We start from the raw sequence: 16,651 nt of genomic DNA, 5'->3' as shown, positions 1-16,651 counted from the left end.
TCTGGAGGAACGAAGCATGTGCTAGATGGTTGTGTTGCAAAAAACACGGAGAGGAATACAAAGAACGGAGCTCCGCCGTTATGTTGCTGTGTTTAGGTGGCCACTCCGAACCATTCTGCAATGAACGAAGCGGCTATGCCTGGGCAGGCCTTTGACGCTGAAAACGAACCCGAGCAAATCGAAGGCTTGTGGCCCATAGACCTGCTCATGATCCGCCATTTGTGCCTCAGCCGCTGGCGGGCAGGGAGAGCGAAGAGCACCTTCCTACCGGTTTTGCCCTGGCGCACGATACCCCATCTTTCTGGTCTGGGTTTGTGGGAGCAGTCCAACCGTTTTGCTGTCAATTTTGCCGTCAACGATGCGTTGCGCCAAAAATGGAAACGTCCTCAGGAGCGTCTAGAATAGGCCTGAGAGCGTCATTCTTGTGACGACTCCTCACGGCTGATGCGTATGGGATCTTGGCCAGGAAAAGAAGAGTATGTGGAGGTGTCAGCGCCGGTAAAATTCCGAGTCGATTGAGGGTGTTTTGCCTCAATGGCTGTGCGAGTGTAGCATGCTTCTCACGCGCTATCAAGGTCGCTCCGCTTTCCCTTGACAGCGCGTGAGAAGCATGCTCAGAGAAATGATGTGCCATTGAAGCGAAAAAATGATCACTCTTTTCTCTCTTAAAAAAGATGTCATTTCAACCTTAAACCAGCGCGTAATGACGTTGGCGCGAACAGGAGGAGGAAAACGGCGATCAAAGCTCTGGTGGGAGAGGCAAGGAACTGCCGATGCGGCGCACCCATTCATGTACAAGGGATCAACCCAGATGCGTATGAGGGGTCCTGCACGCATCGCCCAATCAGCCGTGAGGGGTCTACCCAAAAGCCGGGCAGGGGTCTTCAGTTCCCTGGAACGAGGGGAGCTCCTCCTCGCTGCCTCTCCATTGGTATCCTACAACACGCTTTTCATCTCTATCAAGATTCCGTACATCAAGCCGGGGGGAGTCGTCACGATGGATGTCCCGTGGGGAGGACTCGGTGAAGAGTAGGGACAGGTACCAGAAGCCGCCTCCCGCTCTCTGGTGTGATACTCATGGCCTCTGCATCATCTTCTTCTGCCAGTGTAAGTCAGCCCGAATCTGTGCAGCGGTCTTACGGTAAAAACGCTTGACATCGTCCCGGATGTGTTCGTTATAAGAGCTCCACGCGTCAAGGTGACCAAGTAGCAGGTGATGATCTCTGCCCCTGACTTCACACAGCGTAATCAGGTTATGTGGATCAAGCTCTAGATGAGGATGAAGGTGGAAGGGTTTGATATGATGGACTTGCAGATCTTTGCCTCTATAGCCACAGGCCACACACGCAGGCTCGCGGAGTCGGTGCTCCTTTGCCACTCTGGCCCACTCGGGGCTTCGTTCATGCCCATGCCGTCTGGCTACGTGCATTCTGTGGTTCTGTTTTTTTCGCCTTGTGAGTCGTAAGAGAGCGAAACCTAAGATGAGTATTGCAATCACCACCAGGAGTGGAACAGGTAACGAGAGATGAAGCGGCAAAGAGATGTTCATATTTCCTCCTTAATATATGTTGTGTATGTCAGAAATAATGACTTTGTCAGAAGCAATAACCATGAAATCAGGTTTCATGGTTATTGCTTCTGACAAAGTGGTCAATGAAGAGCTTTCTAGAAGCATATCCTATCGGAAACGGAAAAACAATCCTCAAGAACATCCTTACCAGGCCCCCCGCAAAAGTCAGCTTTTCCATGGCCCTTTGCTTCTCGAGCCGAGAGGAGCCAAAGGATAGCTTTTGCGAGGCCCTGTTTGCTAGTGAAAAAGGTGAGGAAAATTGCAGGCCTCGTGCGTGCGGACCTGCGATGCTGAGGTGCTGAGCACAAGGTTCGCGCAGGTGGTTGTGCTATGCACAACGTAGCCAGAAAAGCATTTTTGACACTCCCCCGGATACATCCAGGGGGATTCTTCCTTCACCCAGGCGACGTGCTGACTCCCACCACTGAGAGCCAGTAGCGGCCTTCCTGTCCAGAAGCGTTTTATGCACTCAGAGGTGCATCAGTTTCCATATGCCCTATGGTACTGAGAGCCTTTTGCAAAATGTTCAGAGCCGCATTATGGTCCCTGTCAAGCACCACTCCGCAATCAGTACAAATGTGTGTACGCACGCTCAAACTTTTCTTCACAAGCGTGCCACACGCGGAACAGTTCTGACTGGTAGAATGAGGGGATACGGCAATGACAGGGATCTTATGCAATGCGCCGTAGTAGTTGACCCACAAGAGAAAACGTCCCCATCCAGCATCGTGAATGCTCTTGGCAAGGTGGTGGTTCCTGACCATATTGCGGATCTGAAGGTCTTCAAAGGCGATCAGGTCGTGAGACGAGACGAGCGCGTTTGCCTGCTTTCTGGCAAAATCTTCACGCTGCCTTTGAACTTTTAAATGGGCTTTGGCGACGGCTTGACGAGCACGTCGGCGGTTCTTACTCTTTTTCTGCTTCTTGGAGAGACGACGCTGCAAGCGTTTGAGACGTTTTTCGGCCTTGCGATAGTGGCGGGGATTCTCAACAGTGACGCCCTCAGAATCGGTAGAGAATGCTTTTAAGCCAACATCAATCCCAGCCTGTTTTCCGGTGGGGATATGTTCAATGTTTCGTTCGGCTTGCACTGCAAACTGGACATAGTACCCATCGGCACGCCTTACTAGACGAACACGCTTGATGTGTTTCACAGGGAAGGTTGCAATATCACGTGTGCCAACCAAACGAAGACGGCCAATTCCACATCCATCGGTGAAGGTGATATGTTTCCCATCTGGTTCTCATTTCCACCCCGTGGTTTTATACTCCACGGAACGGTTGTTTTTCTGAAACCGCGGGTATCCTTTCTTCCCTGGTTTTTTGGCTTTGCAGTTGTCATAGAAACGCTGAATGGCAGACCACGCCCGATCAGCACTGGCTTGACGTGCCTGAGAATTGAGAGAAGAAGCAAAGGGGAATGCTTTGGCAAGGACCGCACAGTTGCATTGCAAGTCATTCTTGGTAGCGTGCTCATCCATCCACAAGCGTAGGCACTTGTTGCGAATAAATTGCACAACCCGAATCGCCTCATCAATGGCAGCATATTGCTGTTGGGTGCCATCCAGCTTGTATTCGTAGATCAGCATTGCGTTCCTTGCCCTTTCTTCATTTCTCTGCTATATTATACAGCAATATATGCTGTATGTCAAACAGGAGAAAAGGTATGAAACGAACGAATTTGTATCTGACAGAGAAACAGATGGAGCGCCTTCATCAACGATCTGAGCAGGAAGGTGTGGCGATAGCGGAATTAGTACGACGTGCTGTAGATAGCTTTCTGGCATGGGATGACCCAACGTATCAACCCAACCCTATCCACCCCCAAACAAGGAAGAGCCATTCATCCCCTGGATAAATCACAGGGGCTTTCTGGCTCGGTCTCTGTAAGGGGGTGGAGGTAGCCCTCCACTTCAAAGGCATTCCAGTACCCATTCTGAGTATTGACGGATCCATCCTGGTTGAGAGGAAGGGTCTGAATGGGAAATTCCCCATTGGCCTGGGCAAAGGTAATGGCAGTATGGTGAGGGTCAACGCCAAGGACAATACTCACGTGTCCGTAGGCTCCTCCATTCCAGGCCATAATATCGCCAGGTTGTGGGAGGTTCCCACGCGCAGGGAGACGTTGCCAACCCGGCTCACTGGCAAAGTGCTCCCAGTACTGATTGGCATTCTGGCCCTGGACGGGGAGTGGCTGGACATAGGCATAGGCGGCGATGACGAACACCACGCACTGGAAGGTGTCTGGACTCCAGGAGGTACATCCTGGACAGTGAGTGTTCGCCCAGGCGATGATCTCAGGCGGGAAGCCCGCGTCATAGTAGTGGTCAGCGCCACTGCCCTGACAATCGGTGGCAAGGCGAACTGGCGTGCAATGGAGGTGGGCTGCCATCTTGAGCGCCCATTGCACCACTTCGCCACGTTTGCCCGAGCCCGAGGTATCGATGGTTGAGAGACCTGGATTCGTTGTCTGAGGGGCTCCCTGAGCCTGGGCGTCCATCGCCACGGTCATGCTTGTGCCAAACATCCCAAACACAACAAGCACCATACCGCCAAGAAGGAGGAATTTGAGCATCCTTTCTCACCTACCTTTCCCTTCGCTTAGAGGGCCGCGATGGCTCGGATGGCCATCGACTCGACCTGGGTCGTGACCTGCGATTGAGCGGTGTCGGCTTGCTGCTGCGCCTGCAAGATCGGGCGCAGGGCATAGTTCTGGATCATGGTTGGCAGACGTGGCACCAGGTAGAACACGGCTCCACTCAGAAGGAGCGCCACAATTTGCTGGATGATCGTGTCGAGTCCTGCAATCGGGCTTGTGCTGACCTGAATACTGGTGCTATAGCTGACCAGGAGCCCGCCCAGGCTGAGCGCGGTGATCTGAATGAACTGGATCATGACGGTGGAGACAAAGGCAGAGAGCCAGATCTGGCCCCAGCGCTGCGTTTGTGGGAGAGCCAGACACAGCAGGCCCAGGGGCGAGAGGGCGGTAAGCAGGGCGACTACAGCAAGGCGAACCAGCATCTGCCAGGCGAGCCAGAGCATGTGCCAGAAGAGAAAGACCACAAACCAGACGCGCAGTAAGAATCCGATGGCGACCTGGTCGGGTGTTTGCCCCACGAAATTGATCATCAGGGAGAGGGTGTCTTTGAGAAAGGAGTGAAGAAATAATTCGTCGACACCCAGGCAGAGGGCGTTATTGAAATCAATGATGAGCCGACACACATACAGGCTGATATGGGCAGCAAGAAAGGCCACGCAGAGTCGCGGGAGCGCTTCATGCAAGGAGGGCATGGAGACCCCAATGCTTCGTCCAATGAGCACATTGTAGGCCAGAAAACCGAGAAGGACCACCACAGCGGTATCCAAAAAGCCCAGTTCCCACTGCACCATCTGTTGAATCTGCGTATTATTGTAGGTTGCCAGCGCCGGGGTCTGGGACAGAAAATTGAAGGGATTTTGCATAAAGAGCTCGATGATGGGGCGCACGATGTTCCAGATTTGCTCAGTCAGGTTGGCCAGAAACTCATTGCTGTAGCACGTGACATCTCCAATGCCACAGGCGAAGGCTTGCTGCTGAGAAGAAGGGGTGAAAGGCATGCGTGCGTATTCGCTTCCACCTGCCTGGGTGACAGGAGGAGCAGAAAGTGAGGTCCCCTGAACGGCGGAAGATGCGCCAGAGGGAGCAGGTGGATGAGTAGTGAGCAACCCCCCCCGCTGTCATAAGCAGAACAATCCCTCCCCATCTTGTAAGTATGACATACGATCTTCTTGTCATGAGTGAGAGTAAGGCACGAGTAAACAGGCGAGACATCGCGTAGCTCCTTCTTCGTTGTTGATCTATTCACGTGTCAGGGGTAAGTGTACTCAACGAGGGTATGAAATGGGAAGAGGAAAACCACCCAATAGTGGGCGAAGTCATTCCCAGTTTCGGGCGAAGGGGAAAATGAGGAATCTGTAAATGCGTAAATCACTTATCGATTTACATGGTAAAACGCAAAAAAGGAGCTTGTCAGAGCGAACCCATAGAAGTGGTTACTCTAAACGGAGGAGGTGATTTTTCCGCTTAGAGTAACCACTTCTATGGGTGTGTGATGGATGCTGGCAACTTATCTGCCACCTTCCCCTGCTCGCCTGCGTGTCTCTTATGAAGTATGTAAGGTAAATTCATAGATATTTTTGCATGCTACTATACACACAGGGACACCCCTTGTGGAACAGGAATAGACATATGGCCAGAATAACGCACCAGGTGCTTACAGATACTATTCGTGCGGTGGCACATCCCCTTATTGGGGGACGCTCCGACTACGATCCTCTGATGGAGCAGGTTGGCGAAGCTCGTTTTGTCCTACTGGGCGAGGAATCCCACGGGACGCACGAGTTTTATGAGGCGCGGGCCAGCATCACCAGGCGCCTGATTCAGGAAAAGGGATTCAGCGCCGTCGCGGTAGAGGCCGATTGGCCCGATGCCTACCGCGTGAATCGCTATGTGCGCGGCCTGGACGATGATCAGACGGGGCGCGAGGCCTTAGCTGGCTTCGAGCGCTTCCCACTCTGGATGTGGCGCAACTATGATGTCTTGAACTTTGTTGAATGGTTGCGCGACTACAACAATATTAAGGATGGAGCATTAAAGCGACAGGTTGGCTTCTACGGCCTTGATCTCTACAGCCTGTACCGCTCAATTGACGCGGTGATCAGCTATCTGAACGCCGTCGATCCCGAGGCGGCTCAACGCGCCCGCCAGCGCTATAGCTGCTTTGAACACTTCGGGGAGGACGCCCAGGCCTATGGGCACGCCGCACACTTCCAACTCACACCCTCCTGCAAACAAGGTGTCATCGAGCAACTTCTAGAGCTACAGCAGCATGCCCTGGAGTATATCAAATGCGATGGGCGCTTAGCTGAAGACGAGTTTTTCTACGCGGAACAGAACGCTCGCGTGGTAAAGGATGCCGAGGAATACTACCGAGGTATGTTTGGTAAACGCGACATTTCCTGGAACCTGCGCGATCAACACATGGCTACCTCTCTCGATGCATTGATAGCGCACCTGGACAAACAGGGAGGGCAGGCAAAGATCGTGGTATGGGCGCACAACTCTCACCTGGGCGATGCCCGCGCGACCTCTCTGGGCGAAGAAGGTGAGCTCAACATTGGTCAACTCGTACGCCAGCGCTATGGTCAGACAGCCATCCTCATCGGTTTTAGCACATATACTGGAATCGTGACCGCCGCCTCGCACTGGGGTGGACCACACAAGCGTCTCAAAGTACGACCCGCATTGGAAGAAAGCTACGAGGCGCTCTTCCATGAAACCACCCTGCCGAATATGCTCCTGGCGCTAAACAAAGACAACGAGGCGACCCGCGCACTATGCTCACGCTACCTTGAGCGCGCCATTGGCGTCATCTACAGGCCAGAGACGGAGCGCACAAGCCACTACTTCTATGCCCGCTTGCCGGAGCAGTTTGATGCCATCATCCACTTCGACCACACCAGCGCCGTCCACCCCCTGGATCGTGGGGAGCACTGGGAACCTGGTGATCTGCCCGAGACCGCTCCCTCGGGACTGTAGAGTTCGAGTTACTGGCATACGTGCCTACTTCGCTTGCCAAAGGGAGCATCCAGGCGATGGAGAGGCCGGTACACATCGCCATGATTGCCAGGCTATCTCCCCCCATGATGAAGTGCTCTTCTGTGCTGGGAAAAGGATGAGGCGTTCCTTGTAGGTCGACGATCTGCAAAGACCAGGCATCGACAAACGCAATCTGGGTACCATCGGGCGACCAGATCGGCCTGGGAGGATCGCTCATCCCATCCTCGTCCAGCTCCAGCGGCACGTTCATGGCACGCGCCTCTTGCCCAGTGGTCCTGGCTATCCAGAGAACGCATTGGCCATCCTCGCGGGGCTGCCCCTCTGGATAGCCAGCAAAGGCGAGATACTGCCCAACCGGGTGGCCAGGCAACGCGATGATGGGGCCAGAATCTGGTTGTGCTCAGGATATGCAGGACAGAGCCGTCCCAGGGCAGCATACACACATATTGCTCGCCCGTTTTTGGATCCTCCTAAACAAGGTCTGCCAGTGTTCTAGATACTGGCGAAAACGCATGTCCAGACATACAATAGGGTGTGGCATGGCTGACTCCTGACAAAAGGCGTTTTTTGCTTGTTTCTTTTGTATCATGAGTCCTCCATGCTTTCAATTTTTTACCCTTTTGGGAAAGTGCAAACTTAGTGACATAAATATCAGCTCTAACTGCTTTTTTTATTAAACACGACGAAGGAAGGGAGACTATTATGCTCTCCATACAAGAGTTAGTTGAGAAGATTCGTATAACCCCTGATTGCTTTGTTGCTACCCCATGTGGCTTGCCACAAATTTCCAAAGAGCATCAACGTCCCGATGATGTACGTGAATTTTATGAAATTTGTGGAGGCGTCTCTCTCTTTATGAATGCAGAAGTATATCGTGTGTCTATTGTGCCTCCAGCAGAAGTGATTTTGGCTAATCCTGTTATTGTCGGCTCTAGAAATTATTCCGAGGAAGCACTAAAAGATATATCATGGAGTTGGTATACTATCGCTAAAGATGATAACAACGAGTATTTAACAATTGATTTTAGTAAGCAACGATTGGGCCGCTGCTATAACAGTTTCTTCGATGTTCATGCAGTAGCGGGCTCATGCCCTATTATCGCTCGGTCATTCACAGAGTTACTCAATTATCTTTATGAGGGCCAGGGGGATGATCCATATTGGGAATTGCCTGATTTTGTGTCGTTGGGGGATGCTTATGACAACGTTCAAAATTGACACTCATCTGCATACATATAGGATAAGTGTCAATTTAGGAAGGTTTAACACAAGAAGGTCGTTTCACATTGTGAAAATGCCCTTAAGTGAGAGTGCGGCAAGTTTTTTTGCGCGGACATCGGTGAGACTGCTTTCAAAAGAGAGACAAAACATATTTCACACTCCTTTTTGTATCCCCTCTGGTCACACTGCCTATACAAACAGATCAGTCAATTGGCTAGCGTGTTCAAGTATCCAGTGTGCATTTGTCATTTTTTCGACGTGCTTGATGACCTCATTCGTAGGGTTGGAGAACAAATGCGTTTCTGCAATCCAATACAAGGGAACACGTGCCATTTCCAGGGGGAGTGCTCGTATTTCCTGTGTCGTTAGTGGCATGAAGGTTGCTTCATTGTAGGAGGCAAGCAGCTCTTTGACTCGGTGCCAGCAACTCACGGCTGCGATGTGCCCCTGTCCCTGCTTGCTGAGCCACCAATACAAGGTGTAGGCAAGTTCAAACACTCGTTCTCTCATTCGCATGAAATCAAAGTCCAGCATCGCTACTGGTTGCTCATGGAGAAACAGCAGATTCCCTCCACCATAATCGCCATGGGTCAACTGCCTCGGGAGATGTTCTTGTGTCTTGTCCCACTGCTCTTGCAAAGTGATGAGCATTTGCATCGCCTCTGTATACAGAGAAAGAGCTTGCCGCGTTTGTTGAGTCTTGACCTGTTGGGGTGATTGGGAGCTTTCTTCTGCTGCCTGACGTGTCCAGGCGAGAAGCATCTCGGGCGTGCCATAATTGCTCACGACAGGATCGATCAGATGGATGTTGGTTGCCTCTGTTCCCAAAAAGGCGTGCAATTTTCCTAGCAGGGAGAAAGCTATGGCATTGCGTTCCCAGGTATCAGCTGCTCCATCATGAGCAATGAACGGCTCCAGTTCTAGCAGATGATCCTGGTAGCGCAGGATCGTCTCGCCAGAGATGGCCGGCAACGGCAAGGGCACTGGAAAGCCTGCATGAGCTAGAAGGCGCTTCACCTGATGCAGTTGCGAAAGACGCAACTGCGTGACCCAAGGGCGATAGACACGAAGCACATACTTACCCCTCTCCGTTTGCAACAAGAGATTGAGATTGTAGGCTCCCCCTAGATCCCTGACGAGGCTCACCGAACCGAGACGATACTGTCCACTGAGGAAGGAGACATCACACAGTTGCGCTCTAGGGGCATATCCATCCTGTTTCATCTAAGTCCTTTTACAACTCTATTGCACGTGATAGAAAGTTTCTGCCGTCTTGCCACAGTGTAGCACACGTGGACAGGATATGTTACAGAGATATTGCCGAAAAGCTGGGTAAAATGACACAATGTAACACGTGAAACGATATGGACTCAGCCTCGCGCAAAAAAACTTGCCGCACCCCTTAAGTGAGAACTGAGACGATTGCGGCTCCCACTTAAGGGGACATTGAAGTGCATAGTTGACGAAATCGATACCCAACACCAGTGATGGTTTCAAGATAGGTAGGGCACCTGGGATCATCTTCCAGTTTAAGGCGTAGGGTGTGCAGGTAGACGCGAATGTAATCTACTTCCTCATGATACCCTTGCCCCCATACGGCGTGGAGCAACGACTGATGGGTGAGCACTTTGCCTCCCTGGCGCATGAGTGTGAACAGCAGTGTGCATTCTATGGGCGTCAGACGCAGCATCTGCTCACGAACGACGACACACCGCTCTTTGCACAGTAAGCGAATTTGCTGATCCTCGCTTTCAAGCACCGTGTAAGGGCCAGCCTGCCTTGAGGTATCACATGAGGACGCCAGAGACGCTCGATAGCGCCTGGCATGCCCGTGTAAGCGGGCATGCAGTTCCTGTTTCCCACAGGAAAAGAAGACATAATCGTCGGCGCCAGCATCGAGCATGCTGACAATGTGCGTTTCCTCCTCCAGGTCGGAACAGATCACCAACGGCGTGCGAGGCGTCATCTGACGAATCTGTTGGACCTCACGTGAGCATGTACAGCAGGCAAGCCAGACATCGTGTTGCATCAGTCGCACCGTCATGGCGGAGGCTCTACTTCCCAGATGCGCCAGATGCGTGACCTTGAACTGACTACCTCGCAGTCGTGGTCGAAGCATGCGCGCTTCATCCCGCGTACCGAGGAGGAGGATGTGAGGGGGGGGCAACGGCACGGTCTCTCCGATGTATGCTGCGTTCATAGCTTCTTGTTTCTCTCCTTTGTTCAGTGAGGCAGTCTAGTCGGGATTAAGATGAGAAAACGCCTGTGTACAGGATGTGAAGACCAATGGGCGACACGCTCAGAATGCTCTCACCTGCCAGGTCATCAGGTTGCGTTTCTGGAGGATCTGGATGAAGCGCTCGACCTCGTTGAGCGGCAAACGCAACACGTTCGCAATGTCCTGGGGAGTACGCTGCCCATTACTGAGCAAAAAGACGTGGCGTACGCGCAGTGGCAGCATAGCCAGAGGCGCTTGCTCAACAGGAACGGCCTGGAGCGGAACATGGACAGGCGCTTCCGTGGTGCTGCTCGTGGCTGTGATCGCCGATATGGGCGCTGTTTCTGCCTCATGACCGTGCTGGTGTGCGTGAACCTGCCAGGGAAGAGCGCTGACTCCGTTTAGAACCTGCAAGGCTTCACCCTGTTGCATGAGCACTCGTCCGCTCGTACGCAGGCACATCTGGCAGCGAGTGATCCTTCCCCGCTCAAAGGCCATCTCGGCGACTATCTCCTGCCCTTCCGAGCGTTCGGTAATAGGCGCAGATGGGGGAAGGATGGCCGAAAGAGAGAGGGTTGCTTGCGCAGTGCGCATCTGCTCAAGTAAGGCGACGAGTGGCAGGTGATAGACCGGTGTGGTCTGTGTCGTGTGTCTGGGCTGCATGGTGTCTCTCCTTGTTCTTGGTGTGATGGTTTCTCTGGGCTGATCTCTTGTTTTTTTCTTCTTGTTTGGTTGCTTTGCTCGTTCTCGCGTTGCTGTGTTCACTCCGACGTGATGAGAAGGGAACAGGGCTGGGAGCATGGTCGGAGGGACTGCGGGATTGGGTGCTCCACCTGTATGCTGGGGATCGTTCGTGGTACGCGTCCCGAGGGCTTGTAGCCCCAGATGGTGCAGAGGTGCCAGGACCCACGAAAGGTGGGTTCGAGGAGCTCCAATTGCATCTCGTGATAGACCTGTTGATAGACCTCGCGAGCAAGAGGACTCTCATGGCGGGTACACAGTGGCGCCACGAGCTGATAGAAGTCATCGGCCTGCTCACGGAGCGTGCTATGAAAGGGCGTTCCGGCAGAGAAGTCGAGCAGGCTCTCGTGTTGCTCAAGAGCGACAAAGCCGCTCTTCTCTATCCGGGCAGGGAGGAGTTCAGGTCGAGAGAGACGCATTGTTCGTGTTCCTGGGAGCGATGGACGAGCCACAGCTCGCAGCCTGTCCATCTGGTGCCAGTAGAAGGCACACAGGGTGCCAGCAGCAGCGCTGGTACTCGCTCCTTGCACACATTCCAACAGGCGCAATACCCCACCTGGTCGAAGGAGCCGAAAACAGTCGTCAAGCAACAACGGCCACGCGTACTCAGGAAGCGTCGCATGGAGGAAACGTCCGCTGATGAGGTCCATACTCTCGGCAGGGAAGGGAAGAGGTCGGGTGAGTGGACACATCTGAAGATAGACATTGTGGCACCCCTGGACGGCGGCAAAGAAGGCAGCCTGTCTGGCATAGATCGCCTGCGAGGTGACGCCGATGATCTGGGTGGTTGGCCTCCTTGAGGCCAACTGTCGCAGCCACTCGCTATGGGGGTCTGTTTCCAGTTCCAGCACGCGCTTCATCTGGAAGTCCTCGCCTTGCTCGGGAAGCGGCGTACGGAAATGCTGCACAAGCATGCGAGCCTGCTGGCAGCGCCGCCGCCATTCCAGAGGATGCATTGGCGACACCAGCACCTCCTCATCAAGGACTAAAGGATCCGAGGGGGTATAGAAGGGATAGAGTGCTCCCTCATGTGCACGAGGAGCCTGGCATCCCGCATCTTCACGCACCTGTGGCATGAGGATGTGGGACGGCTTGTCATGTGCCGGATGCTCGTTCTTTTCTTCAAAGAAGAGCAGGGCTTGTGGTGATGGAAGGTGAATGCTCTGCTGCAGGCTCATTGCGCTCCTCCTGGTTTATAGGCATGGACACGAGAGAGGGTCCAGTGCCCCTTGAAGGTGGGAGCGCTCATCTCTGCTCTCATCTGTTCAAAGATCTCTTCAAACCTCGCCGGGGTCAGGTCGGTGGCCTGGTAGAACACTGGGGCAAGCTGGTAAAAGAAGGATTCGGCATTGGTGCGCATACTGGCTTGGTAGAGGGTCCCCGCCGAAAAGTCGAGCAGACTCCGTTGTTCTTCAATGCCACAGTACCCAACGTCGTGCAGGAGTTGGAAGAGGCGTGTGTGTTGCAAAGGTGAACTGGCAAGGCCTGAGCACTTCTGGCTTTCTTCGTGCTGAGAGGGGAGTGTCTGTGTGCGCACGGCAAGGGCCTGCTCATAGTAATGGGTCAGCGTTTCGCAGGCGGGGCTATTTGAGAAGGCAGCGATGCATTCTGTGAGGCGGAGGAGACCGCCAGGGCGTAGGACACGCCAACACTCCTGGAGCAGCCGGGGCCAGCCTGCCTGTGTGAGAAAGGTGCGTAAGAAGCGACCGTTGACCAGGGTGAAGAAGTTGGCAGGGCAGCACAACTCCCTGGCAAAATCCATCTGGAGAAATTGGACACGTGTCTGGGTCTGCATCTGGCGAAAGGTGTTGGCCTGCCGGACGTAAGGGGCAAGGGCTGAGATGCCAAAGACCAGGCAGAAGGGATCGTCAAAGGCCACATCACAGGCCCATGTCCCTCCTGGCCCACACCCAAGATCCAGGATGAGGTGAGGCGAGGTGGACGTGGTGATGCCTAGCTCTTCCAGTTCGGGTAAGGGTTCCTTGAGGGCTGAGGCGAGCATATGATATTGCGTGATCACGCGAGCCTGTTCGGCGGAGGCCAGTGGATCAAGCAACAGGGGTCCATTCGTGCTGGTTTCTGCATACAGACGATGGGAGGCGTGAAACATCTTTCCCTTCCTCTTCTTCTTTCTACTCTCAACCTGACAAAACGACAAGCGTATCTCTCTTTCCACATCAATCTCATTGGTGCTGCGTATAGTCATCCTCTGCCCACGTTTCCTCATGAGGAGGAACTGAGAGGGGAGCAGAGGCATTCTTTCCGTGTGGTGGTTGTGCTTCACCAGGCTGATCGTGCTGCCTGAGTGGAGCGCTAGAATACTGTACTTTGTGGGCTTGTAGGCGGGTGATGAGGCGATGTTTGCCGTCGGTGGCGTGCTCCCAGTGGTGGGCAAACCAGGTGGTGAGATGCTCCAGGAGCAAGAGGGTAGGGAGCCGGGCAGCGAGCAGACGCTGCTCCTGAGAGCATTGGAGCAAGAGGGTACGTTCCTCACGCTCTAAGAGACCTCGGAGACGCTTGAGTGCGATGTCCTCGTGGGTGAGGTGGGCGCGATGCACAACGTTGAGTTCGGCGTTGGTGAGGAGTCCTGCACGGGTGAGATCGGATGAGCCAATGATCGCAGTCTCAGGTGCGATGCGCGCGCTATCCTGGTCGGCGTAGAAGAGAAAGCAGCGGGTATGAAGGTGCGTGTGCTCGGCAAGGCGGACCTCTACATGTTCCTGCTGCAAGAAGGCGATCAGCGCTTCGATCGTAACTATTCAGATGGCCCATGTAGAAGACTCAAAACGTGCATGCGCTTTCGATTTTGAGCTTGATATGGCTGCGAACATAACAGCATTTGCACGAAATAATACTTTTACGCCACCCCATCTGAATAGTTACGATTTTTACAGTCAGTACGGATAGGTAGGGCCTCACGACCTTTCCCCCCGTCCAAACGGTACGTGCGCCTTTCAACGCATACCGCTTTCCAGTTCGACCCGGCTACTGGGAAGTTGCAAGTTAATGGATGAAATCATCCACTCCAGAGCGCACCAGTCGAAGTACAGCGCAACCTGTTACGTGGGGTCCCCCGCTATGCCGGAGAACAAGGCCCCATTACTTCTTCCGTCATCTGCTTTCTCTGGTTCACTTGTTGATCCTCTGTTCGTTTGGATCTCCCCTGGCGGACCTTCGTCATGTCCATCCCATTACAGGATGGCGTTAGGCTACTACGCCGCCTCCGTCCGCTCTCCCGCCCGCTGGCATTCTCGCGACTCTTACGAGCAATGGCGGTGTGAACGTTCCCTGATGCGCCTATCGAGAAGTGATAGCAACCCTTAGCATGCCTGCTTTACGCCGGGCGGGCAATGAAGTAGCACTCATTGGACTAGGAAACCAATGAGTCAGCCGCCGTGCCTTTTGGCTAGAGGGTATCAGCCATTTCCCCCGACGGCGCGTAACGACATTTACGCAGGTTCCTTCGCGGGGTCATTTTCCCCATTCGTCAGCATAGGTCGCAGGGGTAGCCCGATGGCTCTTTTGGCTAGACCCATCCGGTACATTGTCAGCGGGCTTCCCACCCCCAACAGTGCCGCTGTTGGACGCAGGCCGCTTACCCCTCGTACCACTACTCAAGTACGGCTCTTTAAGCAACTCCTCGATAAGCGAACAGGCGCACTCCTAGCCCTACCTCTACAGCGGCTATGAATGTGTGCAGTGCCACCATCGCTACCTTGTCTCGTGTGCCACGCTTTCAATCCCCTGGTGTCGGGCCTGTGGTTCTCGCCAAGCGGCATGCTTGCGCCAGGTAGAAAGCGTGCTTAATCTGGTCGAGTGGCGGCAAGCCTGGCCCTCGTTGTCGGTTCGGTTCTGCACATCCTACTTTAAGCGTGACAACTACAACTCGTGGGCCAGGGCTAATGCGCAACTGCTGGCGATCATCCTGTGATTTGCCTGGGTGAGCGGGCCTTATTGACCTGAGCATAAGGATCTAAAGTGAAGAATGATGCAAGCCGATGAACGGAGGTATGAGTAAGAAAGAAGTCCTTCCAAAAGATTGGCGCGAAGGCCGACGACTGCGCGCCTGGCAACTGTATCAGCAAGGCTGGAAACAGAAAGACATCGCCGAGGCCTTGGGAGTCACGGAAGGCGCGGTGAGTCAATGGATGCGTCGAGCGAAAAAGGATGGTCCTGATGGGCTGCGCCACCAGCCGCCTCCAGGTCCCCAACCCAAACTGACGCCAGGAACAACGCGCCCAATTGCCTGACTTGCTGGCCAAAGGATCGGAGCACTATGGATTTCGCGGTGAGGCCTGGACCACGGCTCGGGTGGCAGTGCTGATCAAGCAGCAATTTGGCGTCAAGTATCATCCAGCCCATTGTAGTCGCCTCCTTCGTGCAGCCACGTACAGCGTGCAAAAACCGGTTGAACTGGCCACCCAAAGGAATGAAGAGGCCATCAAGGCATGGAAAGAAGAGCGCTGGCCCTCCCTCAAAAAAAAGCAGAGCAGGAAAAGCGACAGATCGTTTTTGGAGACGAGTCGGGCTTTTCTCTCTTGCCGATGGCGGTACGCACGTCTGCTCCTGTGGGCCAAACGCCGGTTCTGCGCGTGCCACTGACATATGACCACATCTCGGCTCTTGGTGCGCTGACTCCCGAGGGGCGTCTCTTTATGCAGACGCAAGAACGCTCTTACAAGGGAGCAGATGTGGTAGGGTTTCTGCGACTGCTGTTGCGCGAGATCCCGGGCAAGTTGCTTGTCATCTGGGACGGTTCCACCATCCATCGCTGCCAGGCCGTCAAAGATTTCCTAGCGCAAGGCGCTGCTGCACGCATTCATCTGGAACGTTTGCCTGCCTATGCACCCGAGTGCAATCCCCAGGAAGGGGTCTGGAATCTGCTCAAACGCCGTGAGCTCAAGAATCGCTGTTGCAAGGATCTGTCTGAGCTTGAGCACGAACTGCTGCTCGCCCGTGCAAGGCTCAGGCATCGCAAGCAGGCTCTGCGTCACTGTTTTGTTCATGCCGGCTACTCTCTTTAGCTTTTTATGCTCAGATCAATAGAATCTCGTGGACGTGCAAAGTTATCTGTCTGGCGTGAACGTTCTGGCTTGAAGCAGGAATGGATGTATGAATGGAGGCCCGTGCTTTCCTGGCGGCGGATTGAGGTCTTTCAAAAGATGCGAGCCTACCAGGCCGAGCCATACTACTGCTATGAGCTTTAGGGCATGACCCAGCAGGACATGTATGAAACGTAGGTAGTGGCTAGCAAGGGAATGATGCGGTAGAGTAAAAGCATCATGAATGCAAGGAATCAAAG

General features: G+C 53.8%; 18 protein-coding genes and 2 pseudogenes. 9 read left to right on the top strand and 11 right to left on the bottom strand.

Translation table 11 applies throughout. The features are described 5' to 3' along the window. Nucleotides 1-135: 135 nt before the first annotated feature. Together JMJ16_RS02130 and JMJ16_RS02125 are read left to right on the top strand one after the other, a co-directional pair. Nucleotides 136-405 (top strand): hypothetical protein, encoded by a 270-nt coding sequence (locus JMJ16_RS02130; RefSeq protein WP_201378034.1) that lies wholly within the window; start codon nt 136-138, stop codon nt 403-405. Between the two features lie 406 nt (nt 406-811). Then, nucleotides 812-1,033, top strand: a complete 222-nt coding sequence (locus JMJ16_RS02125; protein WP_201378033.1) for a hypothetical protein — start codon at nt 812-814, stop codon at nt 1,031-1,033. A 42-nt stretch (nt 1,034-1,075) separates the two neighbouring features. Here JMJ16_RS02125 and JMJ16_RS02120 read toward each other — a convergent pair whose 3' ends face one another. Next, on the bottom strand, nt 1,076-1,549 hold the full coding sequence (locus JMJ16_RS02120; protein ID WP_201378032.1) for an HNH endonuclease: 474 nt from the start codon (nt 1,547-1,549) through the stop codon (nt 1,076-1,078). Between the two features lie 482 nt (nt 1,550-2,031). Continuing rightward, nucleotides 2,032-3,159, bottom strand: a pseudogene (locus tag JMJ16_RS02115) (RNA-guided endonuclease InsQ/TnpB family protein). 77 nt (nt 3,160-3,236) lie between these two features. Between JMJ16_RS02115 and JMJ16_RS02110 the strand changes: the two are divergent. Continuing rightward, the gene (locus JMJ16_RS02110) at nt 3,237-3,428 is read left to right on the top strand and encodes a CopG family transcriptional regulator (protein ID WP_201377462.1); all 192 of its coding nucleotides are present in this window, start codon (nt 3,237-3,239) and stop codon (nt 3,426-3,428) included. Here the strand turns inward: JMJ16_RS02110 and JMJ16_RS02105 are convergent. Next, entirely contained in the window at nt 3,414-4,145 is a 732-nt protein-coding gene (locus JMJ16_RS02105; protein WP_201378029.1) for a CHAP domain-containing protein, read from the bottom strand. The genes JMJ16_RS02110 and JMJ16_RS02105 overlap by 15 nt on opposite strands. Before the next feature lie 26 nt (nt 4,146-4,171). Beyond that, nucleotides 4,172-5,275: a type IV secretion system protein gene (locus tag JMJ16_RS02100; RefSeq protein WP_236601131.1), complete on the bottom strand. Its 1,104-nt coding sequence runs from the start codon at nt 5,273-5,275 to the stop codon at nt 4,172-4,174. A 523-nt stretch (nt 5,276-5,798) separates the two neighbouring features. On the opposite strand from JMJ16_RS02100, the gene JMJ16_RS02090 reads away from it, so the two are divergent. Then, the gene (locus tag JMJ16_RS02090; RefSeq protein ID WP_201378028.1) at nt 5,799-7,148 is read left to right on the top strand and encodes an erythromycin esterase family protein; all 1,350 of its coding nucleotides are present in this window, start codon (nt 5,799-5,801) and stop codon (nt 7,146-7,148) included. Here the strand turns inward: JMJ16_RS02090 and JMJ16_RS02085 are convergent. After that, complete coding sequence (locus JMJ16_RS02085) at nt 7,051-7,539, bottom strand: PD40 domain-containing protein (protein ID WP_201378027.1); 489 nt, start codon at nt 7,537-7,539, stop codon at nt 7,051-7,053. The two genes, JMJ16_RS02090 and JMJ16_RS02085, sit on opposite strands and share 98 nt — an antisense overlap. A gap of 332 nt (nt 7,540-7,871) precedes the next feature. On the opposite strand from JMJ16_RS02085, the gene JMJ16_RS02080 reads away from it, so the two are divergent. Continuing rightward, complete coding sequence (locus JMJ16_RS02080; protein WP_201378025.1) at nt 7,872-8,387, top strand: SMI1/KNR4 family protein; 516 nt, start codon at nt 7,872-7,874, stop codon at nt 8,385-8,387. 192 nt (nt 8,388-8,579) lie between these two features. Here JMJ16_RS02080 and JMJ16_RS02075 read toward each other — a convergent pair whose 3' ends face one another. From JMJ16_RS02075 to JMJ16_RS02050, 6 genes are all read right to left on the bottom strand, one after another. Then, a complete protein-coding gene (locus JMJ16_RS02075; protein WP_201378024.1) occupies nt 8,580-9,614 on the bottom strand; it encodes a phosphotransferase enzyme family protein in 1,035 nt (344 codons plus the stop codon). Between the two features lie 211 nt (nt 9,615-9,825). Continuing rightward, nucleotides 9,826-10,590, bottom strand: coding sequence for a winged helix-turn-helix domain-containing protein (locus JMJ16_RS02070; protein ID WP_201378023.1), 765 nt, complete (start codon nt 10,588-10,590; stop codon nt 9,826-9,828). A gap of 99 nt (nt 10,591-10,689) precedes the next feature. Continuing rightward, complete coding sequence (locus JMJ16_RS02065; protein WP_201378021.1) at nt 10,690-11,271, bottom strand: hypothetical protein; 582 nt, start codon at nt 11,269-11,271, stop codon at nt 10,690-10,692. A gap of 98 nt (nt 11,272-11,369) precedes the next feature. Beyond that, on the bottom strand, nt 11,370-12,527 hold the full coding sequence (locus tag JMJ16_RS02060) for a class I SAM-dependent methyltransferase (protein WP_201378019.1): 1,158 nt from the start codon (nt 12,525-12,527) through the stop codon (nt 11,370-11,372). Then, nucleotides 12,524-13,459: a class I SAM-dependent methyltransferase gene (locus JMJ16_RS02055; protein WP_201378017.1), complete on the bottom strand. Its 936-nt coding sequence runs from the start codon at nt 13,457-13,459 to the stop codon at nt 12,524-12,526. The genes JMJ16_RS02060 and JMJ16_RS02055 overlap by 4 nt, the downstream gene beginning before the upstream one ends. Nucleotides 13,460-13,532: 73 nt before the next feature. After that, on the bottom strand, nt 13,533-14,078 hold the full coding sequence (locus tag JMJ16_RS02050; RefSeq protein WP_236601130.1) for a hypothetical protein: 546 nt from the start codon (nt 14,076-14,078) through the stop codon (nt 13,533-13,535). 965 nt (nt 14,079-15,043) lie between these two features. On the opposite strand from JMJ16_RS02050, the gene JMJ16_RS02045 reads away from it, so the two are divergent. The 4 genes and pseudogenes from JMJ16_RS02045 to JMJ16_RS53530 all read left to right on the top strand — a co-directional run bounded on the left by JMJ16_RS02045 (nt 15,044) and on the right by JMJ16_RS53530 (nt 16,373). Continuing rightward, nucleotides 15,044-15,280: a hypothetical protein gene (locus JMJ16_RS02045; RefSeq protein ID WP_236601129.1), complete on the top strand. Its 237-nt coding sequence runs from the start codon at nt 15,044-15,046 to the stop codon at nt 15,278-15,280. A 79-nt stretch (nt 15,281-15,359) separates the two neighbouring features. Beyond that, a complete protein-coding gene (locus JMJ16_RS53540) occupies nt 15,360-15,599 on the top strand; it encodes a helix-turn-helix domain-containing protein (RefSeq protein ID WP_236601128.1) in 240 nt (79 codons plus the stop codon). A 61-nt stretch (nt 15,600-15,660) separates the two neighbouring features. Beyond that, a pseudogene (locus JMJ16_RS53535) lies at nt 15,661-15,750 on the top strand (winged helix-turn-helix domain-containing protein); the annotation flags it as partial. Between the two features lie 47 nt (nt 15,751-15,797). Beyond that, nucleotides 15,798-16,373: an IS630 family transposase gene (locus JMJ16_RS53530; protein WP_236601127.1), complete on the top strand. Its 576-nt coding sequence runs from the start codon at nt 15,798-15,800 to the stop codon at nt 16,371-16,373. Nucleotides 16,374-16,651: the final 278 nt, after the last annotated feature.

It is taken from the genome of Ktedonobacter sp. SOSP1-52, assembly GCF_016587395.1.
Note: the sequence above shows the minus strand (reverse complement) of the source record. Positions and strands in the feature narration are given on the sequence as shown.

Excerpts from the sequence above, each read along its gene's own strand:
- JMJ16_RS02090 (WP_201378028.1), top strand. The coding sequence starts at position 5,799 with ATGGCCAGAATAACGCACCAGGTGCTTACAGATACTATTCGTGCGGTG.
- JMJ16_RS02110 (WP_201377462.1), top strand. The coding sequence starts at position 3,237 with ATGAAACGAACGAATTTGTATCTGACAGAGAAACAGATGGAGCGCCTT.
- JMJ16_RS02125 (WP_201378033.1), top strand. The coding sequence starts at position 812 with ATGCGTATGAGGGGTCCTGCACGCATCGCCCAATCAGCCGTGAGGGGT.
- JMJ16_RS02055 (WP_201378017.1), bottom strand. The coding sequence starts at position 13,459 with ATGTTTCACGCCTCCCATCGTCTGTATGCAGAAACCAGCACGAATGGA.
- JMJ16_RS02105 (WP_201378029.1), bottom strand. The coding sequence starts at position 4,145 with ATGCTCAAATTCCTCCTTCTTGGCGGTATGGTGCTTGTTGTGTTTGGG.
- JMJ16_RS02130 (WP_201378034.1), top strand. The coding sequence starts at position 136 with ATGCCTGGGCAGGCCTTTGACGCTGAAAACGAACCCGAGCAAATCGAA.
- JMJ16_RS53530 (WP_236601127.1), top strand. The coding sequence starts at position 15,798 with ATGGAAAGAAGAGCGCTGGCCCTCCCTCAAAAAAAAGCAGAGCAGGAA.
- JMJ16_RS02060 (WP_201378019.1), bottom strand. The coding sequence starts at position 12,527 with ATGAGCCTGCAGCAGAGCATTCACCTTCCATCACCACAAGCCCTGCTC.
- JMJ16_RS02075 (WP_201378024.1), bottom strand. The coding sequence starts at position 9,614 with ATGAAACAGGATGGATATGCCCCTAGAGCGCAACTGTGTGATGTCTCC.
- JMJ16_RS02120 (WP_201378032.1), bottom strand. The coding sequence starts at position 1,549 with ATGAACATCTCTTTGCCGCTTCATCTCTCGTTACCTGTTCCACTCCTG.
- JMJ16_RS02065 (WP_201378021.1), bottom strand. The coding sequence starts at position 11,271 with ATGCAGCCCAGACACACGACACAGACCACACCGGTCTATCACCTGCCA.
- JMJ16_RS02070 (WP_201378023.1), bottom strand. The coding sequence starts at position 10,590 with ATGAACGCAGCATACATCGGAGAGACCGTGCCGTTGCCCCCCCCTCAC.
- JMJ16_RS02080 (WP_201378025.1), top strand. The coding sequence starts at position 7,872 with ATGCTCTCCATACAAGAGTTAGTTGAGAAGATTCGTATAACCCCTGAT.
- JMJ16_RS53540 (WP_236601128.1), top strand. The coding sequence starts at position 15,360 with ATGAGTAAGAAAGAAGTCCTTCCAAAAGATTGGCGCGAAGGCCGACGA.